Below are 26,853 nucleotides of genomic sequence, written 5' to 3' on the forward strand. Positions count from 1 at the left end.
TTAGCATTTCCCTATTCAGAATGAAGGATCATAGAAAGTAATAGTCGCAAGAGTGGTATCAGGTGAGGAGTAACTGTATTTTTTCATCGTGCTAGAAGATGAAAAAGCGGCTCTGATGGTACTTCCACTTGAATTAGCATCCCAGGTTTGTGTTGTAATCCAAGTGTCACTACCCTCAGTACTAATGGAAGCAGAGCCACTAGCAGCACCTGAAAAAGATGCCCCTTTTAGATTCCCACTGATTGCTATCCCTGTTGCGGTAAAGGTTAAACTGTTTTTAAGATTATTAACCGAATATGGGGTGCTTGCTGTCCAATAAGATCCCGACTCCCCACTCCAATCAAAACCGCTCCCGAATGTGACATTTGCAAGTTCAACAGTTAAATTTGCAATATGTCCTGTCTCGTGAGAACTCTCGTTCATATGAAAGATTTCGTCACCTTCATGCGCAAACCAGACCGACTTGTTAACATCGAAAGTTCCTATAGTATCATTAGGCGCAATCACTAAGTGTTCTCTTGTTCTCACAAGAGATTGTTTCATTTCTTTCAGCACCTGCTTCTTGTCTTCATAATTGGCTGCTTCTATTTTCTCATCAAGAGATCTAATAGTTTCGTTAATTTGATTAAGATTTGCTTGAATTTTAAAGTGAGCATCCTCATTTTCAACATCCTGTGCATTCGAAACAAGTGGGAAAGCTAAGACTAATGATAGAATAACTAGTAGAGATACGAATCTTTTCTGAGATTTCATTTGAAATTACCTCCATATTTTTATTGGTTTTACCACTTTCTACCTTAACATCCCATATAAAGTTATATATTGTCAATATTTTATTTTTTTAGTATGTTGTGCTATTTGAAATAAATAGTATATTAATAAACCCGAGGTGTTGAAATGTTTACAATCAGACCGCTCGAACCCCATGAGTTCGACTTTTTCACGGATATGCACTATGAGTCTATCCACATCCCGCAGGGAAAGCCACCTAAACATGAGCTTTTGAACGCGCCGCATCTTAGGAAGTATCATGAAGATTGGGGGCGAAAAGGAGATCGAGCGTTAGTCGCACTGAAAGAGAATCATCTTGCGGGGGCGGCATGGTACAGATTGTTCGAAGAGACGAATCCTGGTTATGGTTACGTCGATAGCGAAACGCCGGAGTTAGGCATTGCGATCCATCCGGATTTTCGGGGAATGGGGATCGGGCGAACCTTAATGAATGAAATCATCAACCAGGCAGCGAGCGACGGATACCGATCCCTTTCCCTGAGCGTCGATCCCGAGAATACTTCCGCCGTGAAGCTATATCAGCATTTAGGATTTTCCTATTACGGCATCTCAGGTACTTCCTGGACCATGACCATCGATATCCTTTCACTTGATTCATGAGGCAATTTACGGAAGCGATCCCCGCATCAACGACGATACAAATTAGCTAATTTCATATTGATTCCAACAAAATATTTAGCTAAAATATAACTATAATTAGCTAATCGGAGGTGGAGATCATGCAAGTATCTTCGACGGATATGCAAAATAACTTCGGGAAATATTTAAAGTTTGCAGAAGCTGGGGAGGAAATCATCGTTACGCGAAATGGGAAGGACGTTGCTAAGCTCAACGCACTCGCTGCAGCCGGTGAGTCCGTGTTAAGAGAGAGAGCAGCGAGTTATCATGCCGGGGGCGAGTGGGTATCGTACCAAGATTTCCTCGAGTTGACGGAGACGTCGGAACAACGTTACGAGTTGATCGATGGTGTCGTGTATAATCTCGCTTCTCCTTCCTTCAACCACCAACTTGCCGTTCAAGAACTGCTGGGTACTTTTTACGCTTGGTTTAAGGGAAAGCCATGCATACCTCTAACTTCTCCATTGGATATCACACTAGAAAAGGAGGAAAACAACACTTGCGTCGTACAACCCGATCTCGTAGTCATTTGCGACAAAGATCGAATCGACGCCAAAGGTAAATACATGGGAACGCCTCAATTGGTCGTAGAAGTATTGTCCCCCTCCACGCGGAGCAAAGACCTGGTTAAGAAACTCGACTTGTACAGCGTATGTGGCGTGAAGGAATATTGGATTGTGGATCCGATGAAAGCACACGTATTCGTCTACTCACTGGAGGACAGCAATATTGCGGACATGACTGTATTTTCAAACACCGCGGATACATATGTAACCTCCCAGCTATACCCGGGTTTACAAGTATCGATCCAAGACTTATTCGCTAAATAGGACAACCCAAGTCGATAGTTCTCCACCGAAATCCCCTCCCGTTTGCGATCCACGCGATTTGCATAAGCTATAACCACGACGACTACGCCGGATGGCGGTAAACGGGAGATCGACGCACCATGACATGGTTTGAAACGAAGGGAACTATTACCTACTTTGAGACTTGGGCCATCGCCGAATGCCCGAAAGACATTATGAACTACTATGGGCATTGGGTGTATCGGACCCATCATGTGAAGTTGAACAAGCCCAAGTTTGGCAGCCACATTTCGATTATTCGCGGCGAAGACGTGGATCCCGAACGCAAAATAAGGTTCTGGGGCAAATACGCACATCAACCCCTCACCTTTGCTTACTCCAACGAAATGGGCCATAATGCCGAGCATTATTGGCTTCCGGTCTACTCGCGCGAAATGGAGCGATTACGGACCGAACTTGGCTTGCCCAAGGACCCTCCGTTTGGGTTCCATCTTACCCTCGGGCGAATTCCTCACTGACCTTCCCCTTCGGTCCTTACTCCTTCTCCCCCGCCGGCATCTGAAAATGTCGAAGGAGCAACGCAAAGAGCTGATCTACCATCTCAGCCGGAGAATACGGCATCCCCTCCTCGACCCACCATTCCATCAAACTTACAGCGCCGGAGGTTAGAAACTGTACCTCAACCTCTCGGCTTACACCAGAAGGGATGCCATTAGTGCTCAGATAATCCGTGATTCCTTGCCGCATGAAGACCATCATCCGTTCGCGGAACACAGGGTTCCCCTTGCCGGTGATTAAAATGGAATAAATCGGCGCATGGGCCCCCAAAAATTCGAACGTTTGAAGCAGCAGTTCTCTGGCTGATCCCGGTGTCATCTCCCCTGCCGGCTGACAGCTCTCAATCAGTTGCTGTAAATAAGTCTCAATGCATTGCTCCTGCAGGTCGAATTTATCCGTAAAATGCAAATACACCGTACCCCGATTCACATTCGCACGTTCGGCGATATCGTTAATCGTCACTTTGTCAAAACCCTTCTCGCCGAGCAATGCGACGAATGCTTCCATAACGGCCTGACGTGACTTCATAATTCTGCGGTCCATGTAATTTTCTTACCTCCTCGTTCCCCCAAATGAACAAAACCTCACCCATCTGTTGATTTATCAACAAATCCGAAGCAAATTAACGATTGATGCCCAACAAATGACAATGCTAAGGTTATTCTATTAAATCATCGTTGATTATTCAACATTTGTTGATTAACAAGAGAGGATGAGATCACAACATGAAGGTATTAGTCTATGGAGCAGGAGTCTTAGGCAGCTATCTGGCACATGTCTTGATTCGAGGAGGGAATGACGTCTCTGTGCTGGCCCGGGGCGCTCGGGCAGATGAATTGGAGCGGAATGGAATCGTTTTGCGCCATTATTTTCAACGAAAAACAACGGTAGATCCGGTTCGCGTCATTCGGACGTTGGAGAAGGATGAACTCTATGACCTGATCTTTGTCGTGATGAAATATACGGATTTTCGAGCGGTGTTGCCCATCCTGGCCGGCAACCTAAGCCGCAACCTCGTATTGGTTGGTAATAATGCAGAAGCAGAGGAAATGCAATCGGAGCTGTTGGAACAAAGCGAGATAGAGAAAAACATCGCTTTCGGCTTCCAATTATCCGGCGGTCGCCGGGAACCGGGCCGAACCGTGATTATCCGCAATCGGGGCCAGATGGTGCTTGGCGGGTTGGACGGACCGGTTTCTTTTCAAACTGAACTTAAGCAAGCCTTCGCCAATACCAATTACAAACTTACGACCCACGAGGACATGGACGCCTGGTTAAAAAATCATGTCATCCCGATTTTGATGCTTTGCTATCTACCGCAAATCCACGACGGCCAAATGAACAAGATTGCCCGTGACGGCAAGCTCATTCACCATGCGGTGGCTGCCATGGGTGAAGGCTTCCACGTGTTGGAGACGCTTGGCTACCCTCTGACACCGGCCGGCCAAGCTTCGGTGATTCGCAAACACAGATGGCTCGTTCAAGAAATCTTGAAACTCTATCACCTGCTTCCGGTCAGCCGGATGATCGACGGCAACTTTGCCGAAATCGAAGCTTTGGCCCACAAGTTTCAAGACTGGTTGAAGCAGGCCAAGGTGAAGACGCCCCATTGGGATGAATTAGAGAGACAGCTCCGCATAAAAAAGGCTGGCGAATAATCGCCAGCCCTTCACTTTTAATCCAAACTTGCCGTGTCCACGAGAGGGAGCTCTTCTCCCCTGCGTTTCTTGGCGTAGTCCGCGGTGGCTGTAAACAACACATCGGAAGACGAGTTCAGCGCCGTTTCGCACGAATCCTGTACAACTCCGATAATGAAGCCGACTCCCACGACTTGCATGGCGATATCATTAGAAATTCCGAACAAGCTGCAGGCTAATGGGATGAGCAAGAGCGAGCCGCCGGCCACCCCGGAAGCACCTGCCGCAGAAATCGCCGACAATACGCTAAGCATCAGCGCCGTACCGAAGTCCACTTGAATCCCTAGTGTATTCACGGCTGCCAGCGTGAGGACCGAAATCGTTACAGCTGCCCCCGCCATATTAATCGTCGCACCTAATGGAATGGAGACCGAGTAAGTATCCTTGTTCAACTCTAATTTTTCGCACAAACGCATATTCACCGGGATATTCGCCGCCGAGCTTCGGGTGAAGAACGCCGTAATCCCACTCTCTCGCAAACAAGTGAACACCAGCGGATACGGATTCCGGCGAAGGTTGACGTAAACGATCAACGGATTCACAACCAACCCAATGAACAACATACATCCGACCAGGACAAGCAGCAGCTTACCGTAATCCAGTAAGGAGGCTAGGCCGCTCACGGTAATGGATTCGTACACGAGTCCCAGAATCCCAAACGGCGCCAACTGAATCACCCACTTGACGATTAGGGATACCGCGTCTGACGCTTGCGTGAGCAGGTTTTTCGTGTGATCGCCTGCCCCTTTCAAAGCGAACCCAAGCAGGATCGCCCAAGCTAAGATCCCAATATAATTAGCATTCATTAGCGCACTAACCGGATTGTCCACTACATTAAGAAGCAGTCCTTTGAGGACCTCGACGATGCCTCCGGGCGGTGTCAAACCCTCGGTTGCCCCTGCCAACGATAAGCGGACGGGGAACAGATAACTGAATGCCACGGCGCTTGCCCCAGCCAGGAACGTACTGATCCCATATAAAATCAGAATCGACTTCATATTGGTTTGGCGCCCTTTTTGATGATTGGCGATCGCGGCCATCACCAGCAGCAGCACCAGGATCGGGGCAACAGCCTTAAGAGCTGATACGAACAGCGTACCCAGCAATGCGATTCCGCTGGCCTTCGGGACGAGGATTGCCAAGAGAATTCCGACGGCCAACCCCGCTAAAATCCGTTTCACTAGACTGATTTCATTCCATTTGAGTAGAATTGCCTTCATGTTTCTCCCCCGTTTGTATAAATGTCGCCTAGAAGCATAGCGACAGTATACCACGGTACATGGACATCTGTCCTCCAATTGGAAACATTTGTGCATTACTGTTCACATATGCACTCAGTTTTTAGGGGCTAACGCCGACTCTAGGTCGTAATCCTCCCAACGTACTTCGGTCTTTCTTCCTAACATCCATTGAGCTAATTGCGCTCCGATAAACGGACCCATCGTGAGTCCCGAAGCCCCTAAGCCATTAGCTGCAAAAATCCCGCTCCATCCGGGAACCGCCCCAAAAACCGGAAGGAATCCCGGTGTAAACGGACGAAAGCCAACTCTCGCTTCCAAGAAGCTGGCTTCCGCCAGTCCAGGCGCAACGGTCAGCGCCTTCTGAGTCACCTCTTGCAGACCGCCGGCCGTTACACGAGTATCATAACCGGAAGGGTTGTTTTCGTGGGTAGCGCCGATCACGATGCGACGATCGTCAAACGCCAGGATGTACTGATCCCCCGGCGGGATGACGACAGGCCAGCGTTCGGTCGGGACGTCTGGCAGCGCCAAGTGAACGATCTGCGCTTTCTGGAAAGTCATATCAAATTCCAATCCTAGCGGGGTGAACAGCTGAGGGGCCCAAGCTCCGGCGCATACGACAAGCGCATCGGCGTACATCTCCTCCGCACCAACGCGCACCCCGGTCACAGCCAAGCCGTCGTGTAAGAGCACAGCTTCGCCGCGCACCAAGGTCGCGCCGTGCCGGACTGCCGCCCTCAGGAGAGACTCACGAAGCGCGCGCCCGTCAACGCGGGCGGCACCGCTCACATAGATCCCATAGTACCCCTCATCCAGCGGAGGGAACCGTCTCTTGACTTCATCCGGTTCGAGCAAGAGGATCTCCCCCATTTCCGGGGCTTCTCGTTTTCGCTCAAGGGCCAGCTTCTCCAAAGCGACGAGCTTCTCGCGTTCCCGGTGAAGACGAATCGCTCCTACACGAGCATAGCCAGTATCACGCTCTCCTTCCTTCTCCAGCTCCTTGATCAACGGGCCGTAGTACCGTGCCCCCGCTATAGCCAGCCGGTACCAGACTTGATTACGCCGTTGTGAGATCCACGGGCAGATGATTCCCGCCGCGGCGTCGGTAGCTTGTCCCGGAACGCCGCGATCGACAACCGTCACGTCCGCCCCAAGCTTGGCTAAATGATAAGCCGTCGATGCGCCAAGAATTCCGGAGCCGATCACGATAAACTTTTGCAAATGAAGCGCCCCCTTTTCACACATCATAGTTTAAGTTGAAACCCGCAGGGCAAACCTGCGTAACACCCAGTAATGCTTCAAAAAATGAGGAGGATTCTCGAATGATAATGACAACAACCACAACGATTGAAGGCTCACCGGTAAGACAGTACATCGGCATCGTCACTGGCGAAGTCATCATGGGCGCCAACGTTGTGCGCGATTTTCTGGCTTCGATTACCGATATCGTTGGCGGACGTTCGGGCGCTTATGAGAACAAGCTCCAAGAGGCCCGGGACACTGCGTTCGCAGAAATGAACGAGAAAGCTTCGCGTCTCGGTGCCAACGCCATCATTGGCGTCGACATTGATTATGAGGTGATTCGCGAAGGGATGCTGATGGTTTCGGTCAGCGGAACGGCCGTCATCGTCTAATCTCTAGTTTCACCCCGAAGAAAAACCAAAAACCCGCGGATTTCGCGGGTTTTTTTTGGGGTTCTCTGGAATGATTCATCCCGATTAGATCCTCTTGGTCATAAACACACTGTTAGGGTCCTCAACATAATCCGCAAAGGGCTCGCAATACGTAAACCCGAAGCTTTCATACAACCGGCGAGCCGGGATGAACGCCTCCATAGAACCTGTCTCTAGGCTGACTTGACGGTACCCTCTCCGCGCCGCCTCCTCGAGGAGATGCGCCAGCACTTGCTTCGCGACGCCCTTTCCCCGATAAGGAATGGCGGTGCGCATCGATTTCACCTCGCCATGCTGGTCATCCAGCTCCTTAAGGGCACCGCATCCCGCGAGCTCGACGTTGATCCAGGCACTCCAGAACGTAACGTCCGGCCGCTTCAAACCGTCCAGATTCAGCGCATGAATACTCTCAGGTGGGGAGTTCTCGGCCATATTCGCCAAATGTTCACCAATTAAAGCTGCGATCTCAGGTCCGCTTAAATCATCCAATTTAATCGTTAACAACCGGCTCTCTCCCTATCCTTACGTAATCTCATTTACTTTGCTTGAATATATCCTTCCGCTTTCAGCAGTTCGGCAATGAGAACCGCACCGCCTGCAGCTCCGCGCAAGGTATTATGGGAAAGTCCAACGAATTTATAGTCGTAAAGCGAATCCTCGCGCAATCGACCCACCGAAACCCCCATCCCATGTTCAAGATCACGGTCGAGTTTCGTCTGCGGACGGTTTTCTTCCTCAAAATAAGTGATAAACTGCTTCGGCGCGCTTGGCAATCCCAACTCTTGGGGTCTGCCCTGGAACCCGCGCCAGCGTCCAAGGATTTCTTCCTTCGACGGCTTGTTCTTAAACGATACGAACACGGTAGCCAAGTGGCCGTCCGTAACGGGAACGCGTATACACTGCGTTGTTATAATGGGGGAGTTGGCTTTGACGATCTGCCCGCCATCCACATGGCCCCAGATGCGCAGCGGTTCCTGCTCACTCTTCTCTTCCTCGCCGCCGATATAAGGGATCACGTTATCCAGCATATCCGGCCAATCGGTAAAGTTCTTCCCGGCACCGGAAATCGCCTGATACGTCGAAGCAACCACGGTGGTGGGTTCAAAATCCAGCAGCGCGTTTAATGCAGGTACGTAACTCTGAATCGAGCAGTTCGGCTTCACGGCAATGAACCCTGTGCTCGTTCCGAGGCGTTTGCGCTGTGCGGCAATCACTTCGATATGCTGCGGGTTGACTTCCGGAATCACCATCGGAACGTCCGGCGTCCAGCGGTGAGCCGAGTTGTTGGAGATGACCGGGGTACCGGTTTTCGCGTACGCTTCCTCCAACGCTTGAATTTCCGCCTTCTTCATATCGACCGCACAGAAGACGAAGTCCACGTCTGCCGTCACTTGTTCAACCTTGGCCGCGTCCTGAACAACGATAGATTTAACGGCTTCCGGGATCGGCGTGGCCATTTTCCAACGTCCCTGCACGGACTCCTCATACGTTTTGCCAGCGGAATTCGCGCTGGCCGCTATGCCTGTTACCTCGAACCAAGGGTGCTGATCCAGCAGCTGTACGAAGCGCTGACCCACCATTCCTGTCCCACCAACGATGCCTACTTTCAATCTCTCACCCATTTGTTTGATCCTATCCTTTCCATGTAAGTATTCTACCTATCGCCAAAATAAAAAATCCCACCTCCAAGACGAGTCTTCCGTCTTGGGGGCGAGATTGGTATGCCCGCGGTACCACCCCAGTTTCGTTAATATGTCGCCATATTAACCTCTTCAAGTACAGCCTGGCCTAGCCAAGCGTATACCCTAGCTCTATAACAGGAGCTCCTGTCACACCATCCCGTCAGTTGAACGTTCCGGTGTGCTGCTCAGAGGCTTTATTCGATAAAGAAACGCATTGCTCCTTTGCAGCTTACCGGAGCTCTCTGGGAAAGGTTCCATTTACCTACTCATCTCGTCATCGCATTTCATGTTGCGATAATATTACCAGATTCGCGCCGGATCGTAAACCGGTTTGAAGAAATTTTCAGAGCCCAAATGTTCCCTTAGTCCATCCGAATGATGCGGTATCTTCTCCGGTACGCTCCCGGTGTGAAGGTGGTCTCCCGTTTGAACAGCCTGACGAAATAATTCGGGTCCGGAAACCCGCATTGCTCCCCAATCTGCTTCAGCGGCTCGTTAGTATGCGCAAGCAATCGCTTAGCCCTCTCGATTTGCTGATGATGGCGGTATTGCAGCGGGCTCATTCCCGTATGTTGCTTCAAGCACCGCGCCAAATAATCGAAATGATAATGCAGATCGCGTTCCATTTGCCCCGCATCAAACGGGTTATCCAATCGCAATTCCAGATAAGAGGCGACTCGCTCGCTGAGCTCATACGACCGCGACTGCGGACCGCCTTGCCACATCCCGTGCTGCAGCTGCAAGAGCAACTGACTGAACCGTAGCTGCAGCTCGAAGGAGCGATACGGCGTAAGCGACCGATGCAGCGCGATCATCTCGTCCAGCAAAGGCCGTAGCGTCCGGAGATCCACGTCAGCAAACTTCGGAACGTCGATCATCGCCGGACGCGGCTCCGTGTCCTGGTCGGTTCTTGCGAGCGGCGGCTGCTGCCACCCTTGCTTCTCCGCCAGCTTATGCAGAGACGCGGAAGGGTGCTGGAAATGGATCCAGTACACCTCGGTTTCCTCCTCGGTCGGGCGGTAACCGCGATGACGTAATCCCGGTTCCAACACCAGGAGCTTCCCAGGCCCTATCTCGTAAGGGGTCCCCTCTTCTTCCATGAATAAAGCCCCTTTCGCGCAGAGAATCAGATCGTACGCGTCGAAGACCCGTTCGGCATGCGTAACTCCCGGCTTCCATAACGCGTAGCCTACCGTTGCCAGCAGCGGAAATGGCGGTGCCTCAAACTTCAGCATGAGCATGTTATCGCCCCCCATGTTATGTAGAAATTGTACTATATTTAGTCGCATTTAGCAGCTGTATCAAGTGGTGAATCAATCTACAATGGTAGGTATCGTACGATAAACAATCCATTACGGGAGGAATACCCATGCGATTCCGTCAGGTTCATCTCGATTTCCATACTTCCGAAGCGATCGAAGGTATTGGCAGCCGCTTCTCCAAGCCGCAATTTCAGGAGATGCTCAAGCTGGGGCATGTCGATTCGATTACCGTGTTCGCCAAATGCCATCATGGCTGGGCCTACCATCCAACAACCGCCAACGAAATGCATCCACAGCTATCCTTCGACCTGCTTGGCGCGCAAATCGATGCGGCGCACGAAATCAGCGTCAAAACGCCGGTTTATCTCTCCGCTGGACTGGATGAGAAGCTCGCGCGTCGCCATCCGGAATGGCTCATCCGCGATCCGCACGAGAAGCTCAGCTGGTCGCCCGATTTCATGACGCCGGGATATCATCAGTTTTGCATGAACACCCCTTACCTGGACATCCTGGCTGCTCAAGTCCGTGAGGTCGTAACCCATTACGACGCGGACGGAATCTTCCTCGATATCGTTGGAGTCCGCGAATGTTATTGCCAATCTTGCGTTGCTGAAATCCGTAAACGCGGCTCGGATCCACGCAACCTGGAGGAGATGAGACTCCTTTGGGAGGAGACCTATTTCCGCTACGCCGATGCTATGGATAATGCCGTACATACCGTGAAGCCTGGCCTGCCGATCTTTCATAACGGCGGTCATGTCAAGCGCGGACGGCGTGACCTCGCGAAGCTGAACTCCCATCTGGAGCTGGAGTCCCTGCCGACGGGCGGTTGGGGGTATGACCACTTTCCGCTCTCCGCGCGATACGCTCAAGGACTGGGGATGAACTTCCTGGGGATGACGGGAAAATTTCACACCTCATGGGGCGAATTTGGCGGTTACAAGCATCCGAACGCGCTGAAATACGAGACGGCGCTTAGCTTGGCGAACGGGGCACGGATCTCGATCGGCGACCAGTTGCATCCGACCGGGTTGATGGACCCAGCAACTTATGCGCTGATCGGAGATGCTTATAGCGAAGTTGAAGCGAAGGAGGAATGGTGCCGGGACGTAACCTCCGTCGCCGACGTAGCGTTGCTGTCTGCCGAGGCATCGGGGTATCCGGGCGCTTCGGTGCAGGACGCCGATTCGGGGGCCGTACGAATTCTGCTGGAAGGGAATTACCTGTTTGATGTCGTGGATACGGAAACCGACCTAACTTCTTATCAAGTCGTCATTCTGCCGGACGTCATTACCCTCGATGAACCGCTCAAGACGAAGCTTGAAGCATTTGTCACCAAAGGCGGCAAAATCCTGGCCACCGGACGCTCTGCACTGTCATCGGACGGTACGCGGTTCGAACTTGATTTCGGTGCGAAACCGCTTAAGGCCTCCGCGTTCAAGCCGTCTTATTTTCGACCGGACTTCGAGCTGCCTTCCTTAAGCAACGCTTCATTTGTCATTTACGCCGATGGTCAGGACATCAAGCTGGATACAAACGGTCACAAGCTGGGCAGCCGAGAAAATTCCTACTTCAACCGCGATCTGTTCACCTTTTGCTCGCATCAGCACACCCCATCCAATTTGCAGGATGCCGGCCCCGGCATGGTGGAGGGCCCTTCCGGTATCTACGCAGCCTGGTATCTGTTCGAGGACTACGCCTTGAAGGGCAGCTTGCCCGTCAAGGAGATTCTGCACTACGCCTTGGACCGCTTGCTAAAACGTAAGACGATGAGCACAAATCTCCCTGCACAAGGGGTAACAACGCTTCAGGCACAACAGGCCAACAACCGCTGGATTCACCATCTGTTGTATGCCTCTCCGGTACGCCGGGGCCAAAACGTTGAGGTCATCGAAGACCTCCCGATCCTTAGTGGCATCGAATCCACGATCGCTGTGCCGGCGCCGGTCCGGGAAGTTTATCTGGTGCCTCAGCGGACGGCGCTTCCATTCCGCCAAGAGCATGGGTGCATCACATACACTCTGCCCCTTTGGACCTGCCACCAGATGGTTGTGCTACAGTTTTAGTACACGATCAATCGGGTGGAAGAGGATACCCCGGATTGCCCGGCCAAGCTGCTTCCCGTTCCATGGCCGGTCGGGAGGCGCTCGCAACCCCCGCTCGGGATTTTCACCCTATCGATGTCGCCCATGCTGGGCGTATACCCAAAGAGCCTTGAACCCAAATGTCCAAGGCTCTTTCACATCAAAACGACCGTTTACCGCAGCGCCGCCAAAATCTCTTCCGTCGGTCGTATCTTGCCGATGCGCGGGAAGATGAATCGGCATACGTACTCGTGCTCCTCCGTCGTCGAAGCAGACATGGCATCCTCGACGAATATCTGCTGGTACCCATGCTGGAACGCTTCACGCGCAGTCATGTCAACCCCGATGGAGGTTGAGATGCCGCAGAGCACGATCGTATCGATGCCGCGCCGCCGCAGTTGCAGATCGAGATCCGTGCCGAAGAAAGCTCCCCACTGGCGTTTCGTCACAACATGTGCCCCTTTAACCTCCGCCAATTCAGGCACGATTTCATCCCAACCTGCAGGGTACGCCGTTGGGCTCGGATGCATGTCCGTTTCTGGATTCAACATGTCCTTTCCATCAAAAGAGGATACCCGGACAAGCACCACGAACCCGCCTTCTTCGGCAAACGCCTGTGCCAGCCGGCTTGCGTTTCCTACCACTACAGAGCTCTCGTAAGGAGCCCCTTTGCGGGAGGGATGCGCAATTCCTTGCTGTAAATCGATCACAACCAAGGCTGTCTTTTCCGCTATGATCCTCTTCTTCATGTCAGATGGACCCATTTCCATCATCATCTCTCCTTCACTCCATTCTTGGTTATCTTTGGATAAGCGCCGATTGGCCAGGTTCCTTCATCTTCTTATACACCTTCGTATAAACCCAGACCGCATTGATTAACAGCAAAACGCTGGTCGTCAAGAATACGTATGGAACGCCGAGCCAAGCCGCGACTTGACCACCTAGCACGGAACCGGCAAATACCCCCAGATACCCGGCTGCCATGCTAAACCCATACACCCGCCCTGTCAGATGCTCCGGAGTAATCTTCTTGATGAGTGTGTTGACCGAGGGACTGAGTCCTCCCGCTGCCAATCCCAGCAAAAAACGCAGCCCCATCAGCTCCCAAGGATTCTGTGCGAGTGCCTGCGGGATAAACAAGATCCCGGCCAACAGCGCCACATGGCCGCTGTTCCGAGAAATTTCATTTACATACACCGTTAGCACCGGTTCCACCGAATACATGGCGACACTCAGCATAAAAAAGGTGGCGAACAGCGTCAAGGTTAAGCTTTTTTCAGGAACTGCCTCCCATACCTCTTTCATTCCCGCCACTTTCTCATCCGTCCGTACGAACGTTTCCTTAACGAATAACCATGTCGTTATGAAAGCGATCAGCATCAACACACCGGTCAGGAAAAAGGTGTTTGGAATCCCGGCGTTTTCGGCAATGAACCCGCCGATCGACGGTCCTAACAGCGATCCCGCGATATTGGACGTGGATAACAGACCTAACGCCCCACCCGCATGAGCCTTGTCCGTTTGCGTCGCGATCAGCGTTGTGCATACTGTGCTGTAGCCAGTAATGATGCCTTGCAACAGACGAAGGGCGATCAACACATACACATGGGTAGCGAACCCCATACATCCGATAATGATCGCCATTCCGAGGCTAGCCCGGAGGAGCATCGGTTTCCGCCCATATTTATCGGCCGCGAGCCCCCAAATCGGAGAGAAAATCGCCGAGACGATAAACGTAATGCCAAATGCGAGTCCGGAATAACGGGCCACCGCATCGGCCTGATCGACCCCCAGCTGCTTGATGTAGAGCGGCAAAATCGGGGCGATCTGGCTCATGCCTACTCCTGTCACGAACATGCCAAACCAGCAGACGATCAAATTTCTTTTCCAAATCGGCATAACCCAAAGCCTTCTTCCTTCTGTAAGAGCACCCTGTCCACTGCGCGACAATTGAACATTCTTGCAGAATGATCTTAACGCGAATAACAGCTATGAACCATGCATTATCCTAAACTCCATGGACGATTTTGCTGTAAAACATGGACTGATCCCTTCCGTACGCTTGAAAATTCGGCTGAAGTAAAATTCGTCGGCGAAACCAAGCTCTAATGCAACGTCCTTGATTTTTTTGTCACTGTCCAAGATGAGTTCTTTGGCTTTATCCATTTTAAGTTTGTTGAAGTACTCGATAACCGTATAGCCGGTAGCCTGCTTGAACACTCGCGTCAGATAATACGTTGACAGTTGCACCAAATCAGACAACTCCGCCAAAGTGAGCCGCTCAGTAAGATGCTCACGCATATGCTGGATCTTTCCGATAGACCACGCGCCTTCGTCATATCCGATGCTCGTATAGCTGAAGTGGACAGAATAGAAACAAATCGGCTCCTCTTCATCAACTTCAATCGTCTCCACCGGGTCTTCCGCTGCGGAACGCAGCTACTGCGATTAGAACATACGGCCGGACAAACCGCAACCTCCCGCCCTCTGAAGACGTAGAACTATGATCTGAACGTGGGAGGATAAACGGATATATGTATTCGTAAAAATCTTTTTTGATATAAAAACAAGGCCAACCTGATCGGTTGGCCTTCGTTATGATTTGGACTAAACTTACTTCACTTCTGTTGCGCCCGTTACTTTACCGTCGATTTTCGCGCTGGCTTGCACGTCCGCGTTGGCGAAGTACAGATTGCCGTCGATTGTAGCGGTTTTATCCAAGTTGAACCCGTTTGCTTCTACATAGACGTCGCCTTTCACGGTACCGCCTTGAATTCTCAGGTTTTCACTTTGTACCGTCAGTTTAGGAACCGTCAATGTAAACGAAGCGGTGATGTTGTGATCTTCGTCTTGGGTGTACAACGCGATTTTACGATAGATGTCTTTTGCAGCATCGTTCTTGTCATGGAATTCACCAGCAACAACAACATCCTTATCAACTGTCAAGTCGTTCAGAATCGCGACGATCCAAGTTCCTTTTTCGCTGACTGCATTCGTGAACGCATCCGCTTGGTTTACGATCGATGCCGTCGTTGTTACGTCGGTTTGTTCAGCGGGTTTATCTGTATTTGCCGTCGTATCCCCGTTATTCGAACCGCAACCTGCCAACAAAGCCGCTGCAATCCCTGCTACTACCAAACCTTTGACCATTTTCATTTGATTTCCCTCCTGTTTTTATCTTCAGTTTGAATTATAAAAAAAAGTGGAATCATATAATGTGATTTATTTCACTTTTGATGTGCTTTTTTTCACATGCCAAGTCACAGCTTGTTCATCATTTTTCCACCTTCCTCCTGTTCGAGCAAACAAGCCGTTCGGAAACCGACCGGCTTTGATATATATGAACCCCCTAACGGGAGGAGTTGTTAACGTTGGACATGAAGCGGCGTTCCCATCGGTGAAGAGCCCGAACCCCCATCTACGCTAATCTCTGCCCCGTTCACAAAGGATGAATCATCGGAAGCCAAGAATAAGACGGTATTTGCCAGTTCAATTGGTTCGCCCATACGGTTCAGCGGGATGCTTCTCTTCAAATAATCTTCCAGCTGATTAAAAGCCGGCGCAGCGGTATCTCCCCAAATTGGTGTTCTCGTAGCGCCTGGAACGACTGTGTTGACGCGAATGCCGCGTGGTGCCAACTCCGATACCAGAACCCGCGCCATGCTTGTGACCGCCCCTTTGCTTGCAGCATAAGCGGCATACCCCGGACTGCCGGCTTTGGCTAGAACGGAACCGTTCAGGATCACGGATCCCCCCTCTCTCAAATGGGGCGAAGCCGCTTGAATCGTGAAGAATACACCGGCGACGTTGATATCGAGAATGCGCTTAAACAGAGACGGGTCCGTGCTGCCGAGTGGCGTACTTCCGCTGATCCCGGCATTGGCGAACACGATGTCTAACCCGCCGAAGGCTTCCACTGCTGCTGCGGCGGCTTTCTCCGCGCTCCCCGGATCAGATGCATCCGACACCACGCCGATACTATTAGCTGGATCCAGCGCTTCCACCGCTTTCTTCAAATTGTCCGGGTTCCGACCCGTAATGACAACTTTTGCCCCTTCATCTAGAAACAATTGAGCCGTGGAGAATCCAATCCCGCTGCTCCCTCCAGTAATCAACGCTACTTTACCTGCTAGTTTTCCCATCGTACTCGCTCCTTTAGATAAGTGTTTTTTTGAGAACGATCATTCTCTTTTATGCAAAAAAAGGACTACCTCAACAAAGACAACGTCGTATCGACGATCCGGACGAGCTTCTCTTTATCTTCAACGGTGTTCACCATCAGGCAGCCCGCCCGGAATCCCTTTTCCGGATAGATCACCATTTCGAATAAGGCACGGATCGCATCCTTTGTGGAAAGGGCTCCGTTCATCGCCTCCGCCATCCGTTTCGCAATCACTTCCTGATACCGGTTCAACGCTCGGACATACAGAGAATGCTTATCGCCGAATGTGTCATACATGCTGCGCTTATGAACGCCCATTTGCTCGACCAAATCCTGCATCGACGTTCTCTCATAGCCTTGTTCCCAAAATAGCTTCTTCGCTTTCAGCAACACTGTATCCTCGTCAAATTGTTTGGCTCTGGCCAATGGGCGGTCCCTCCTTTCATCTTGAGTTTATCATATTGAGAATGTTCGGTAAATAATTATTTTAGAATTTCCATTCTCATATTATTTTTATGACATAAACAGCTCCCTGCATCAGAAAATTCCGTCCGGGAGCTGCATTCATTCAACTATCTGATCTTGAGTGTATTCCCTTCGTTTCAAAAAATAGCGAAATAGCACTACGTACGATTCGGAAAGTACTTCGCTAGTCGCACAATGGACAACTCAGCCATCATTTTGAATTTTCCGTATTGACTTAATATATGCTTACGCAATATACTGTTTACATTATATACAGTTCAAGATAGAAAGGAGTCCTTGATATGAATCATGCCATCGAAGTCAGCGGGTTGTATAAAAGCTTTGGCGGCCATACCGTACTTAACGGGGTTGATCTGGTCGTACCAAGAGGCACGGTCTACGCCTTGCTGGGACCCAATGGCGCCGGTAAAACAACTCTTCTTCGCATCCTGTCGACCCTTACTACGCCAGATGCGGGAACGGTTCGGGTTGCTGGGTACGAGGTGGTCAGTCAAAAAAACGAAGTCAAACGCTCGATCAGCCTGACCGGACAATTTACCGCGGTCGATGAGGTGCTGACTGGGGAGGAAAATTTAGTGATGATGGGCCGTCTCTCGGGCCTAGCCTCCAAAACGGCACGTACACGCGCTGCGGAGTTGTTGGAACGATTTGACTTAACCGAGGCCGCCCGTAAACGGGTTAAGACCTATTCCGGCGGTATGCGTCGACGTCTCGATCTTGCAATCAGTTTAATCGTCAGCCGCCCGGTACTGTTCTTGGACGAACCGACAACCGGTCTGGACACGCTCAGCCGCCGTGTACTTTGGGAAGGTATTAAGGAATTAGCACGGCAGGGCCATACGATTTTTCTAACGACGCAATATTTGGAGGAAGCGGATCAATTGGCCGATACGATCGCCGTTCTCAAGGACGGACAAATCGTTGCGACCGGTACGGCGGAGCAATTGAAGGCTCAAGTCCGCACCGATCGGGTCGAACTCCGGGACGCCGAAGATCAGCTGGTTTCCCGAGTGACGACAGACGGCACCATCCGTGATTTGCTGGGAATCTTAAATGACCTTCAATCCCGGGTAGCCGCGGATGTACGTGTCAGCATCCAGCGTCCGACGATGGATGAGGTGTTCATTTCTCTGACTTCCGGCGATAAGGAGGTATCCGCTTAATGGAAGCCCCATTTTCAACCAAAGTGCCTTCGTCCTGGATGACCAATTGGGTATTCATTGGCCGCGGCATCCGCCATAGTCTGAGAGATGTGGATGCGATGGTCATGGCGATCGTACTTCCGGTGATGCTGATGCTGTTGTTCACCTATGTGTTCGGCGGAGCCCTTGACCCCTCCGGCAATTACGTTGAGTATGTAGTTCCCGGGATCATCCTGCTGTGTGCCGGATTTGGTGCCTCAGGGACGGCAGTGAGAGTCGCCGAGGACCTTTCCAACGGCGTGATCGAGCGATTCCGCACCATGCCGATTCAAAGCCTGGGCGTAATAACTGGTCATGTCGTAGCCAGCTTGTTCCGCAATCTTATCGCCACGGTGATCGTGATTAGCGTTGCCTTGCTAGTCGGCTTCAGTCCTGCCGCCAGTTTCGGAGAATGGCTAGGGGCTATGGGCATGATCATCCTGTTTATCCTGGCCATCACCTGGTTATTCGCAGCCATCGGCCTCGTCGCCGGGAGCGCTTCTGCCGCTAGCGGTTACGGGTTCATTCTGCTGTTCCTCCCCTATCTTTCCAGCGCCTTCGTGCCCACGCAATCGATGCCGCGATGGCTTCAGGGCTTCGCGGCTAATCAGCCGATCACCCCATCGATTGAAACGATCCGCGGTTTGCTCACCAACGTACCGATCGGCGACAATGCCGGGTGGGCAGTCGGATGGTGTCTGCTCCTCATCGCCGGTGCTTTCATTTGGTGTCGCGTCGTATTTCATGGGCGGTCAGGTCAACGATAACGGCAACGCTCATCCGATAATCACACAATTAAAAAGCAGGGAATCACGAATCGCTTCGTATTCCCTGCTTTACGTTTATCTTTTCGCAGCGCTCACTAGATAATGCTCTACCCCGTCAAGAATCCGCTCCAGACCGAATTCAATGTCATTCCCCACGTCATTGTCGGCTTCATCTTCTCCGGTGTATTCTCCCGACAGAATTAATGGATGCAAATACGGAAACTGTTCCGGGGTGACGAGCTCCTTCAAAGCAGCACTGTAGCTTAAACCGCTAAATTCGCCCGGGCTAGTTCCCGAACTGAAAGCCCGGTCCATGTCACGCTGGAGGATTCCGCATGCGCGTGCATAGCTGCTTAGGAGCAAAATGATGGACATCTTCACATACCCACTGATTGGAAAGTCTCGCATTCCCTTCAGTGCCCAATCGACAAACCTTAAACTGTGGGGTGTGATTGGCGCGCCATAAATCGGAAGATCGGCAAACCACGGATGCTTCTTATAAATTTGGATCGTGCTCCAAACGAAGGTGCGCATCATGCCACGCCAATCATCCGGATCTTGGTCCTCAGGGAGCGGGATGTCACCAATTGCCTCCTGCATCAGAAGCAGCAGATCATCCTTGCTTGGAATATATCGATACAGTGACATCGCCGTATAACCCAAAGCTCCGGCGACTCGGCTCATCGATACGGCAGCCAACCCGTCCTTGTCCGCAAGAGCTACCGCAGTACTAACAATTTCCGGAATACTCAGCTCCCGTTTGGGCCCCCGTTTCGGCTCCGGAATCAATCCCCAGGTTAATGCGATCCCGTGAGGAAGCCCCTTCGTATAGTTACGATCATCCGTCTTATTTCCATTCTCGTTCATGCGTCTGTCTCCTGTCCAAACAGCAAAAGTTGCATGGTTCAAACTGCTTATTATATAAGCAATATACCACAAAACAGAGGACAACATCCATGAACGTGTGCGTCAAAAATCCGTTTCATTTCATCCGAACGGTGTACCCGATAACTCGTCCTGCACGCGGAACTTCAATCGTCCGATACCGGCTGCAGTCAATTCTACCGGGTAGAATTGGGCTGTTTTCCGGTTGGAGAAATACCATTCCCGTTTATCCCTGACGACAATCAGCAGCCCATATTCATCACCAACTGGGGTCAGCCCCTCGTTGTCCTCTCTCCAATTCGGTATCCCTGCCTCGTTCAAACGATGAACCAAGGGGAGGACCTCGGATGTAACGATACCTATCTCACTAACCCCCATGATGTCATCGACGGTAAAATCATGGCTGATCCCGCTGGGTAAATGATGCCGAGCAATCCATTCGACAATGTTGCCGGACGGATCTTCAAAATAAACCGCATGCGCGTTCCAAGAGGTGAAAAACACTTCATCCTCTCCCTGTTCGCGGATCAGAGGAACTCTCAACGCCAACCACTGCTTGGCTTCCGCAAACTTATTCTCCGGGATGTTTAACGCAAAATGGTAAAACGGCGAGACGTTCTCCTGGGCCAAACGAAATGTGAGCAGCGTGGTTCCGGCTTGAATCGTGAAGTGCTCCAGTCCTTGTTCAATCAAGGCAAATCCCAGGGTTTCGGTATAGAAGGCTTCCGTCTCCTGCAACTGCCCCGACCATAAAGTTATTTCCGTAAACTTCATGTTCCTCTCTCCCCAAGATGGACGATGAGCGCCCTTTTGCCGGATTAAGCCAAGCTATCCAGGTACTCGCGAATTTGCCCTGGAGTTTTGGCGAATTTACTGTGCAGATGGGCCAGCTTCTCCCCGTTTTTATAAACGAGCAGACTCGGAATGCCCCGCACCTCGTTAGCTTCGGCCAACGGTTGGAATTCCTCGGCATCCATCGCGTAGAACTCCTTGTCCTTATGCTCGGCAATGATATCTCCAATGAACCGGTCGAGGTTCTTGCAGTCCGGGCACCAGGTTGTATCGAATTTAATGACGGTATATTGGTCTCTTTGAATCAATTGTTCGAATTGCGTTTCCGATTGGACTCTTTCCATCCGGATCCACTCCTTTAATTGTAGATTTGATAGTTTAAATTTGAAGATATACCTTAGATCGATTATAACGCATTCGCGCGAACACGCCATAGTCTTCATCAAGGTTTCATCTTTACGGATCCATGATACAATCATGGGTAAAAATAGATCGAAAGGGTTGGCTTCATCATGCTCCTCGCGATTCTCTTGTTTCTTGTTGCCGGACTCGCCGAAATCGGCGGCGGCTATTTGATCTGGCTCTGGCTCCGGGAATCTCGGCCGCTCTGGTACGGCATCACTGGCGGGTTGATTCTCATCGTCTACGGCATCGTTCCGACACTGCAGAAATTCCCTTCTTTCGGGCGCGTATATGCGGCATACGGCGGCGTGTTCATCGCCTTGGCTGTGCTATGGGGCTGGTGGGTGGACAAGAAGACGCCCGACCTTTACGATTGGCTTGGCGCCGCAATCTGTTTGATCGGCGTTTCGATTATCCTATGGGCCCCACGACACTAGAAAGGACATCTTAGCAATGAATCTCTCTTCTATTTCTGCGGCCATTCAGCCGCTTCAATTACGAAGCTGTCTCATCAACCGTGAGGGCCATCTTGTCCTCGAGCATTATCGTAACACGCAGGTGGCCGACCAAATCGCCAAAACCAATTCCTGCACAAAAAGCTTCCTATCGGCTCTAATCTGCATCGCCTTCGACCTCGGTATGCTGCCGCCACCCGATACGAGAATCCGCACCTTCTTCCCACACTTGGATGCGGACTCCGACGAACGGAAGCGGGAGATCACCTTGCGGCATCTCCTTACGATGTCGGGCGGGTGGAATTGGACGGAATTCGGCGAGCATAACTCATTTCCACGGATGACCCGCTCGCGCGATTGGGTTCGGTTCGCCCTTGAGCAGCCGATGGTTGATCGCCCCGGTGACCGGATGGAATACAACTCCGGCGGCTCTCAGTTGTTATCGGCAATTTTGTTCCAAGCTGCCGGCATGCCGACTGCCCGGTTTGCCGAGGAGAACCTGTTCGGCCCGCTCGGCATCGAAACCTACCGCTGGGAGCTAGACCCGCAGGGCATTCATACCGGCGGATTCGGATTGTGGCTCCGGCCAACAGATATGATGAAGTTCGGTTTATTGTATTTGCAGCAAGGGGCCTGGAACGGACGACAACTGATCAGCCAGGAACGCCTGAAGGAGTCCGTCCATCCCGCGATCGACGTCGAAGCCCCCAATCGCGGCTGCTATGCCTGGCATTGGTGGACGGACGTGTACACGGGGGAGCGTGATACGTCTTTTGAATTTTTCTATGCCCGCGGCTATGGAGGACAGTTCATCTACGTGATCCCAAGCCTGGAGACCGTCGTCGTTCTGACCGATGATAAGCGCAAAAGAGACCGCCCACCGGCCGAAGTATTTCGTTTGTACATCGCTCCCCATCTTTAAGCGAAGAGCCTTCCCTTGTCGGGAAGGCTCTTCGGGTATTAACAATAGGAAAGCATCACAGCGTTGGAATCGTCCCTCCATCGATGACATATTCGCTGCCGGTAATGGCGGCTGCCCGGTCGGAAACAAGGAAGGCCACGAGTTCGGCCACATCCTCCGGCCGTCCCGGATGTCCTAGCGGGATGCCGCCCAGCGACTGCATCAACTGCTCCAGAGCGCTCTCCCGGCTTCCGGTTTCCGTCGCCATCCGGTCGATCAAAGCATCGGCCGCTTCCGTCTGAATGAACCCGGGAGAAACCGTGTTAACGCGGATGCCCTGCGGTGCAAATTCTTTGGACAATCCTTTGCTGTAGTTCGTTAACGCCGCTTTCGCCGATGCATAGGCCAAAGTCGTTTCGAACAGCGGTAGCTTTCGTTGGATCGAAGAAATGTGCACGATCGCCCCTTCCCCCTTCTCCAGCATCGATGGCAGCAGTCCCCGGTCCAAGCGAACGGCGCTAAGCAGGTTCCAGTTCAGGGCGTAGACCCAATCCTCTTCGCAAAGTGCTAAGGCTCCGCCCGGAGGTGTGATGGATCCGCCCACGCAGTGAATGAGGATATCCACGCCGCCCATACGGTCCAGTACCGCACGGATCACCTTCTCCGCCCCTTCAGGGGTAGCCAGGTCTGCGGCTACGAACAGCTTCGGATCGCCCGGCGATTCCGGCATTGATCTGGCCGTCGTCATCACTACGGCCCCCGCAGCCTTAAGTCTCGCCGTAATAGCCTGTCCCATCCCTTTGGTTCCCCCGGTCACGAGCACTTTTTTATCGGTAAACTCCGTATGAATCTGATTTAAATCGAATTTCATTCTTACCCCTCCGTAATTATCAATTTGCGGCTCCACCCTTGATCACCCTATTTGGTGGAACCGGGCCCAAATCTATTTTACGATTGACCCCTTATATCGTCTAATTTATAATATTCATGTAAATGATAAATTAAATTTATGTATAGAGGTGACGCTTATGGAACTCACGCAACTCGAGTATTTCCTGACGGTTGCCCGTTTGCAGCATATGACCCAAGCCTCCAAGGCGTTAAATTTAACCCAACCAGCCTTAAGCCACGCCATTTCCAAGCTCGAACTTGAGCTCGGCGTTCCGCTCTTCGAGCGAAGCGGCCGTAATCTGGAGCTTAACCGGTATGGACAGATGTTCATGATCTGGGTCGAACAAGCGATGCAGGATTTGACCAAAGGAACTCGGGAATTACAGGAATGGACGAATCCGGATACCGGTGTTATTGCCTTGTCGTACCTGAATATTCTGGGCGTTGATCTCGTGCCGACACTGATCCGCGATTACCAGCGGACCCATCCGCAGGTCCGATTCGAATTAACGCAAGGAAGTCTCGGAGATATCGACGAGCACTTAAACAAAGGGCTTTCAGATCTCATGATCACTTCCCGGGAATCGTTTATGGAGCTCCATGAATGGATCGTGATCCAAACGCTTCCGCTCTTTATCGTTGTTTCGGCACAGCATCCCTTTGCGGACAGGCCATCGCTAAGCTTGACGGAATTGTCCGGAGAACCGTTTGTGGGGTTGAAGAATAATTGCGGCCTCAAAGCAACCATTCTCGCCCGCTTTCAAAGCACCGGATTTACGCTGACCTCCACGTATGATGCGGAGGATTTGATCACAGTCGCAGGATTTATTAATGCCGGTTTAGGCGTATCCGTCCTGCCGAGGACGATGGGGCTGGAACTCGACGGGCTCGTATGGATTCCGATTCAGGAAGAAGGCTGGCAATGGGAGCTTGGTCTGAAGTGGAGAAAGGACCGGTACGTGTCCCCTGCGGCCAAGCGGTTTATCGAGTATGTTCAAAGTCTGTGCTATGATGGAACAAGCTGCTAACAAAAAAATCCAAGGAACGAAAAGGTGACAGAGATGAAAGCACTTATCCTCCCCAAGCCAGGGAAACCTGACACGCTGGAAATCGCCGAATTGCCTTTGCCGATTCCAGGCCCGGGTGAAATCCGGGTGCGTGTTCATGCCGCTGGCTTGAATCCGATCGATTACAAGGTATCGCCAAACGGGAATCCGGCCTGGGTGTATCCGTTCGTGCTTGGCATCGACGTTGCCGGTGTCGTTGATGCCGTTGGCGAAGGTGTCACCACCTGGAAAACTGGGGACCGGGTTGCTTACATGGCCGATTTCACCCGGCCTGGCGGGTTCGCCGAGTATACCGTGACCGTCGCTCATACGGTGGCGGCAATTCCGGACGGCGTATCCTTTACGGACGCGGCGGCGTTCCCTTGCGCCGGGCTGACGGCTTACCAGATTTTGACGCGCAAAATGCAGATTCGTTCAGGGCAATCCCTGCTCGTCCATGCCGGAGCGGGCGGAGTTGGCGGATATGCCATTCAACTTGCAAAGATCTACGGTGCCTCCCCCATCCTCGCAACGGCTTCGCCGCAGAATGCGGACTATGTCCGAAGCCTTGGTGCGGATGAAGTCATCGACTACAATTCGGAGAACGTTCAAGAGCGCGTCATGGACATCACGAACGGAGTTGGCGTGGATCTGATCATCAACTCAGTGAACCGAGCAACGGCTCAGCAAGATTTGAGTATGCTGGCCTTCGGCGGGCAACTGGCCTGCATCGCCGGAGCACCAGAGACTGTGGCCGACTTCCAGCCATCTAGCAAGTCGTTTACGCTGCACAAGCTGATGATCGCCGGCGCTTATGGCTCCGGGAGCCGGAAGGCCGAGGAAGAGCTCGCTATCATGGCCGGGGAATTTATGGCTCTGTTGCAACAGAACAAAATGAACGCGATGGTGCAGGAAGTCATCAAGCTGGACAAAGTGCCGGATGCCTTGATCCGCCTGTCGCAGCGGCATGTCCGCGGCAAAATCGTCGCCGAGCTGTAACGATTCGCTTATGCGTGAAGCGTAAAGCCCATTCCAATTCTTAGGAATGGGCTTCTTCTTTAACTCCTTGTTCAGGCGCCTTCTCCGTGTTCCAGCGCTTCCTGCGTAATTCGCTTGATGTCAATCGGTGAGCTCGTCCCTTCGTTGACCATGTCCGTTAGAATTTCACGAAGGAAGTAGTCGACGCAATGAAGCTGAATATTCTTGATTTTTACCAGCGCATCGCGGTACATCTTGACGAATTCCTTCTCAGTATTCCCCCGCTGCAGCTCGGCGAACGCTTCGTAGACCTGATCCATCTTATCGGCGACCTCGAGGATCAGCCCTTCGACAGTATGGTCCTTCCCTTCGCGAAGTTGGTTGCGGAAGATCGTTTTGAACTCCTCCGGGATGTGCTCATCAATGAAATTGTGCACCATGCCCTCTTCAACCTGCTGAATCAAGTTCCGCAGCTCGATCGAAGCGTGTTTGACCGGCGTTTTGATATCCCCGATAAAGATCTCACCGTAATCATGACTGCTCGTAATTTCGTACAACTTCTTCCAGTCGATGGAAACCCCATGTTGTTCTTCGATATCAGCTAAGGTTTTCGCGTATTGCACGACTTTCCAGGAGTGCGCCGCCACGCTATGTTCTTCGAACTTGAACCTTCCGGGACAGCGATAGATGCGTTCCAGTTCATTTAAGGAGCGAAAATAAGCATGAATGCCCATCAGATCATCCATCTTTCTGTTGGTTTTTACCTCCAGTATAGATGCTGATTGTTAGGAGCACGTCAAATCCAACGATTCCCTTCGTCCTCCATCTCCCCTTCCTCCCCGCCTTCACGGACAAGTGAGGCGAACTTTCCCTTAACTTGCGCGGCAAGATGCTGAGGCGTTAGCTCCATCTGCAAGCCGATTCTTCCGGCAGATACGAGAATCGTATCCAAGCTTTCGGCTTGACTGTCGATCCAGGTCGGGAACAGCTTCTTCATACCGACCGGGGAGCAACCGCCTCGAATATATCCGGTGTGCTGCAGCAAATCCTTGAGCGGGAGCATCTCGATTTTTTTGACCCCGGCTGCTTTGGCCGCCTTCTTCAGGTCAAGCTCTTCGGCTACTGGAATAATAAACACGAATAACGCATGGCCTTGATGAGCCACCAGCGTCTTGTACACCTTCTCCATCGGTTTGCCAATCTTCTCCGCCACTGCAGTTCCGTGAATTTGCCCGTCCTCGACCTCGTACGCGAAGGTATGGTAGGGCGTTTTGGATTTCTCCAGCATCCGTATGGCATTCGTTTTGGTCTCTGCCATTGATCCCACTCCTTTGATATTCCAGGTTTCTTATGGAAATATCCTAGCACTTCCGGTGCGTGGGGGACAGGCCCGGATCGGTTTAAATTGTTTTTTCTAAGCGAGCTTTTCAAGTCAGCTGACTTCATTTATTTACGGTAATGTATGAAATTAATTAAATGATTAACTTATTT

General features: G+C 51.6%; 31 protein-coding genes and 1 other annotated feature. Of the genes, 12 read left to right on the forward strand and 19 right to left on the reverse strand.

Going from position 1 to position 26,853, the window contains the following annotated elements:
* Window positions 1-15: 15 nt before the first annotated feature.
* On the reverse strand, window positions 16-753 hold the full coding sequence (locus M0651_RS06925; RefSeq protein WP_248551110.1) for a hypothetical protein: 738 nt from the start codon (window positions 751-753) through the stop codon (window positions 16-18).
* Between the two features lie 144 nt (window positions 754-897).
* Here M0651_RS06925 and M0651_RS06930 point away from each other — a divergent pair, with 144 nt between their 5' ends.
* The 3 genes from M0651_RS06930 to M0651_RS06940 all read left to right on the forward strand — a co-directional run bounded on the left by M0651_RS06930 (window position 898) and on the right by M0651_RS06940 (window position 2,737).
* On the forward strand, window positions 898-1,392 hold the full coding sequence (locus tag M0651_RS06930) for a GNAT family N-acetyltransferase (RefSeq protein ID WP_248551111.1): 495 nt from the start codon (window positions 898-900) through the stop codon (window positions 1,390-1,392).
* 119 nt (window positions 1,393-1,511) lie between these two features.
* On the forward strand, window positions 1,512-2,240 hold the full coding sequence (locus M0651_RS06935) for a type II toxin-antitoxin system prevent-host-death family antitoxin (protein WP_248551112.1): 729 nt from the start codon (window positions 1,512-1,514) through the stop codon (window positions 2,238-2,240).
* A gap of 119 nt (window positions 2,241-2,359) precedes the next feature.
* A complete protein-coding gene (locus tag M0651_RS06940; RefSeq protein ID WP_248551113.1) occupies window positions 2,360-2,737 on the forward strand; it encodes a hypothetical protein in 378 nt (125 codons plus the stop codon).
* Between the two features lie 16 nt (window positions 2,738-2,753).
* On the opposite strand, the gene M0651_RS06945 is transcribed toward M0651_RS06940, so the two are convergent.
* A complete protein-coding gene (locus M0651_RS06945; RefSeq protein WP_248551114.1) occupies window positions 2,754-3,320 on the reverse strand; it encodes a TetR/AcrR family transcriptional regulator in 567 nt (188 codons plus the stop codon).
* 182 nt (window positions 3,321-3,502) lie between these two features.
* Between M0651_RS06945 and M0651_RS06950 the strand changes: the two genes are divergently transcribed.
* Window positions 3,503-4,435, forward strand: coding sequence for a ketopantoate reductase family protein (locus M0651_RS06950; protein WP_248551115.1), 933 nt, complete (start codon window positions 3,503-3,505; stop codon window positions 4,433-4,435).
* Window positions 4,436-4,452: 17 nt separating this feature from the next.
* Here M0651_RS06950 and sstT read toward each other — a convergent pair whose 3' ends face one another.
* The gene (gene sstT / locus M0651_RS06955; RefSeq protein WP_248551116.1) at window positions 4,453-5,694 is read right to left on the reverse strand and encodes a serine/threonine transporter SstT; all 1,242 of its coding nucleotides are present in this window, start codon (window positions 5,692-5,694) and stop codon (window positions 4,453-4,455) included.
* Between the two features lie 114 nt (window positions 5,695-5,808).
* The gene (locus M0651_RS06960) at window positions 5,809-6,936 is read right to left on the reverse strand and encodes an NAD(P)/FAD-dependent oxidoreductase (protein ID WP_248551117.1); all 1,128 of its coding nucleotides are present in this window, start codon (window positions 6,934-6,936) and stop codon (window positions 5,809-5,811) included.
* 101 nt (window positions 6,937-7,037) lie between these two features.
* Between M0651_RS06960 and M0651_RS06965 the strand changes: the two genes are divergently transcribed.
* Window positions 7,038-7,349, forward strand: a complete 312-nt coding sequence (locus M0651_RS06965) for a YbjQ family protein (protein ID WP_248551118.1) — start codon at window positions 7,038-7,040, stop codon at window positions 7,347-7,349.
* Between the two features lie 84 nt (window positions 7,350-7,433).
* On the opposite strand, the gene M0651_RS06970 is transcribed toward M0651_RS06965, so the two are convergent.
* From M0651_RS06970 to M0651_RS06980, 3 genes are all read right to left on the reverse strand, one after another.
* Entirely contained in the window at window positions 7,434-7,892 is a 459-nt protein-coding gene (locus M0651_RS06970; protein ID WP_248551119.1) for a GNAT family N-acetyltransferase, read from the reverse strand.
* Window positions 7,893-7,924: 32 nt separating this feature from the next.
* Complete coding sequence (gene asd, locus M0651_RS06975) at window positions 7,925-9,010, reverse strand: aspartate-semialdehyde dehydrogenase (protein WP_248551120.1); 1,086 nt, start codon at window positions 9,008-9,010, stop codon at window positions 7,925-7,927.
* 81 nt (window positions 9,011-9,091) lie between these two features.
* Window positions 9,092-9,357, reverse strand: a binding site (T-box leader).
* A gap of 75 nt (window positions 9,358-9,432) precedes the next feature.
* The gene (locus tag M0651_RS06980; protein ID WP_248551121.1) at window positions 9,433-10,311 is read right to left on the reverse strand and encodes an AraC family transcriptional regulator; all 879 of its coding nucleotides are present in this window, start codon (window positions 10,309-10,311) and stop codon (window positions 9,433-9,435) included.
* A gap of 128 nt (window positions 10,312-10,439) precedes the next feature.
* Between M0651_RS06980 and M0651_RS06985 the strand changes: the two genes are divergently transcribed.
* Window positions 10,440-12,398 carry an alpha-amylase family protein gene (locus M0651_RS06985; protein ID WP_248551122.1) on the forward strand — a complete coding sequence of 653 codons (1,959 nt, stop codon included), beginning with the start codon at window positions 10,440-10,442 and terminating at the stop codon, window positions 12,396-12,398.
* Between the two features lie 191 nt (window positions 12,399-12,589).
* Here the strand turns inward: M0651_RS06985 and M0651_RS06990 are convergent, their stop codons facing one another.
* From M0651_RS06990 to M0651_RS07015, 6 genes are all read right to left on the reverse strand, one after another.
* Entirely contained in the window at window positions 12,590-13,192 is a 603-nt protein-coding gene (locus M0651_RS06990; RefSeq protein ID WP_248551123.1) for an isochorismatase family protein, read from the reverse strand.
* Between the two features lie 22 nt (window positions 13,193-13,214).
* Window positions 13,215-14,315, reverse strand: a complete 1,101-nt coding sequence (locus tag M0651_RS06995) for an MFS transporter (RefSeq protein WP_248551124.1) — start codon at window positions 14,313-14,315, stop codon at window positions 13,215-13,217.
* 90 nt (window positions 14,316-14,405) lie between these two features.
* Window positions 14,406-14,831: a helix-turn-helix transcriptional regulator gene (locus tag M0651_RS07000; protein ID WP_248551125.1), complete on the reverse strand. Its 426-nt coding sequence runs from the start codon at window positions 14,829-14,831 to the stop codon at window positions 14,406-14,408.
* A 198-nt stretch (window positions 14,832-15,029) separates the two neighbouring features.
* A complete protein-coding gene (locus M0651_RS07005) occupies window positions 15,030-15,572 on the reverse strand; it encodes a polymer-forming cytoskeletal protein (protein WP_248551126.1) in 543 nt (180 codons plus the stop codon).
* Between the two features lie 209 nt (window positions 15,573-15,781).
* Window positions 15,782-16,558 (reverse strand): SDR family NAD(P)-dependent oxidoreductase, encoded by a 777-nt coding sequence (locus M0651_RS07010; RefSeq protein ID WP_248551127.1) that lies wholly within the window; start codon window positions 16,556-16,558, stop codon window positions 15,782-15,784.
* A gap of 65 nt (window positions 16,559-16,623) precedes the next feature.
* Window positions 16,624-17,004, reverse strand: a complete 381-nt coding sequence (locus M0651_RS07015; protein WP_248551128.1) for a TetR/AcrR family transcriptional regulator — start codon at window positions 17,002-17,004, stop codon at window positions 16,624-16,626.
* Between the two features lie 341 nt (window positions 17,005-17,345).
* Between M0651_RS07015 and M0651_RS07020 the strand changes: the two genes are divergently transcribed.
* Complete coding sequence (locus tag M0651_RS07020) at window positions 17,346-18,227, forward strand: ATP-binding cassette domain-containing protein (RefSeq protein ID WP_248551129.1); 882 nt, start codon at window positions 17,346-17,348, stop codon at window positions 18,225-18,227.
* Window positions 18,227-19,012 carry an ABC transporter permease gene (locus tag M0651_RS07025; RefSeq protein ID WP_248551130.1) on the forward strand — a complete coding sequence of 262 codons (786 nt, stop codon included), beginning with the start codon at window positions 18,227-18,229 and terminating at the stop codon, window positions 19,010-19,012. The genes M0651_RS07020 and M0651_RS07025 overlap by 1 nt, the downstream gene beginning before the upstream one ends.
* 75 nt (window positions 19,013-19,087) lie before the next feature.
* Here the strand turns inward: M0651_RS07025 and M0651_RS07030 are convergent, their stop codons facing one another.
* The 3 genes from M0651_RS07030 to M0651_RS07040 form a co-directional block, all read right to left on the reverse strand.
* Window positions 19,088-19,879, reverse strand: a complete 792-nt coding sequence (locus M0651_RS07030; protein ID WP_248551131.1) for a TetR/AcrR family transcriptional regulator — start codon at window positions 19,877-19,879, stop codon at window positions 19,088-19,090.
* A 120-nt stretch (window positions 19,880-19,999) separates the two neighbouring features.
* Complete coding sequence (locus M0651_RS07035; protein WP_248551132.1) at window positions 20,000-20,671, reverse strand: VOC family protein; 672 nt, start codon at window positions 20,669-20,671, stop codon at window positions 20,000-20,002.
* A 44-nt stretch (window positions 20,672-20,715) separates the two neighbouring features.
* The gene (locus M0651_RS07040) at window positions 20,716-21,033 is read right to left on the reverse strand and encodes a thioredoxin family protein (RefSeq protein ID WP_248551133.1); all 318 of its coding nucleotides are present in this window, start codon (window positions 21,031-21,033) and stop codon (window positions 20,716-20,718) included.
* A 168-nt stretch (window positions 21,034-21,201) separates the two neighbouring features.
* Between M0651_RS07040 and M0651_RS07045 the strand changes: the two genes are divergently transcribed.
* Entirely contained in the window at window positions 21,202-21,528 is a 327-nt protein-coding gene (locus M0651_RS07045; RefSeq protein ID WP_248551134.1) for a YnfA family protein, read from the forward strand.
* A gap of 16 nt (window positions 21,529-21,544) precedes the next feature.
* Entirely contained in the window at window positions 21,545-22,468 is a 924-nt protein-coding gene (locus M0651_RS07050) for a serine hydrolase domain-containing protein (protein ID WP_248551135.1), read from the forward strand.
* A 55-nt stretch (window positions 22,469-22,523) separates the two neighbouring features.
* On the opposite strand, the gene M0651_RS07055 is transcribed toward M0651_RS07050, so the two are convergent.
* On the reverse strand, window positions 22,524-23,318 hold the full coding sequence (locus M0651_RS07055) for an SDR family oxidoreductase (RefSeq protein ID WP_248551136.1): 795 nt from the start codon (window positions 23,316-23,318) through the stop codon (window positions 22,524-22,526).
* Window positions 23,319-23,475: 157 nt separating this feature from the next.
* Here M0651_RS07055 and M0651_RS07060 point away from each other — a divergent pair, with 157 nt between their 5' ends.
* Together M0651_RS07060 and M0651_RS07065 are read left to right on the forward strand one after the other, a co-directional pair.
* A complete protein-coding gene (locus M0651_RS07060; RefSeq protein ID WP_248551137.1) occupies window positions 23,476-24,366 on the forward strand; it encodes a LysR family transcriptional regulator in 891 nt (296 codons plus the stop codon).
* A 33-nt stretch (window positions 24,367-24,399) separates the two neighbouring features.
* Window positions 24,400-25,383 carry a zinc-binding dehydrogenase gene (locus M0651_RS07065; protein ID WP_248551138.1) on the forward strand — a complete coding sequence of 328 codons (984 nt, stop codon included), beginning with the start codon at window positions 24,400-24,402 and terminating at the stop codon, window positions 25,381-25,383.
* Window positions 25,384-25,454: 71 nt separating this feature from the next.
* On the opposite strand, the gene M0651_RS07070 is transcribed toward M0651_RS07065, so the two are convergent.
* Both M0651_RS07070 and ybaK read right to left on the reverse strand, forming a co-directional pair.
* Entirely contained in the window at window positions 25,455-26,096 is a 642-nt protein-coding gene (locus M0651_RS07070; RefSeq protein WP_248551139.1) for a YfbR-like 5'-deoxynucleotidase, read from the reverse strand.
* 62 nt (window positions 26,097-26,158) lie between these two features.
* Entirely contained in the window at window positions 26,159-26,680 is a 522-nt protein-coding gene (gene ybaK, locus M0651_RS07075; RefSeq protein ID WP_248551140.1) for a Cys-tRNA(Pro) deacylase, read from the reverse strand.
* Window positions 26,681-26,853: the final 173 nt, after the last annotated feature.

It is taken from the genome of Paenibacillus mellifer (genome assembly GCF_023195895.1).
GTDB classification, from domain to species: Bacteria; Bacillota; Bacilli; order Paenibacillales; family Paenibacillaceae; genus Fontibacillus; species Fontibacillus mellifer.